This is a genomic window from Burkholderia sp. BCC1998, assembly GCF_905339875.1.
Classification (GTDB): Bacteria; Pseudomonadota; Gammaproteobacteria; order Burkholderiales; family Burkholderiaceae; genus Burkholderia.
The window spans coordinates 1-634 of sequence record NZ_CAJPHE010000089.1 but is presented as its reverse complement, the minus strand read 5'-3'; the positions used below and the strand labels follow the sequence as shown (position 1 = coordinate 634).

The following is a 634-nucleotide window of genomic DNA, read 5'->3' as shown; positions in this document are numbered from 1 at the left end:
CTCCGGACGCGAACGCTTCAGCACCACGAACGCGACCACCGCCTCGCCGGTCGTGTCGTCCGGACGCCCGACCACCGCCGCTTCCGCAACCAGCTCGTGCGAAACCAGCGCCGACTCGATCTCCATCGTGCCGAGCCGGTGGCCCGATACGTTCAGCACGTCGTCGATGCGGCCCATGATCGTGAAGTAGCCGGTGTCCTTGTCGCGCACCGTGCCGTCGCCGGCGAGATAGAGCGTGCCGCCGAGTTCTTCCGGGTAATAACTCTTCTTGAAGCGCTCCGGGTCGCCCCAGATCGTGCGGATCATCGCCGGCCACGGACGCTTGACGACGAGAATCCCGCCTTGCCCGTTCGGCACGTCCTGGCCGGTTTCGTCGACCACCGCGGCCATGATGCCCGGCAGCGGCAGCGTGCACGAACCCGGCACCGTCGGCGTCGCGCCCGGCAGCGGCGTGATCATGTGGCCGCCGGTTTCGGTCTGCCACCACGTGTCGACAATCGGGCAGCGCTCCTGGCCGACGTGCTTGTGGTACCACATCCACGCTTCCGGATTGATCGGCTCGCCGACCGTGCCGATGATGCGCAGGCTCGACAGGTCGTAACTCTTCGGGTGGACCTTGTCGTCGGCTTCCGCA

The 634-nt window shown here is 67.2% G+C and carries 1 protein-coding gene; it reads right to left on the bottom strand.

All coding sequences use genetic code 11. The annotated features are described in order from the left end of the window. On the bottom strand, nt 1-634 hold a 634-nt coding region (locus U5A56_RS36905; protein ID WP_321927408.1), incomplete at both ends, for an AMP-binding protein.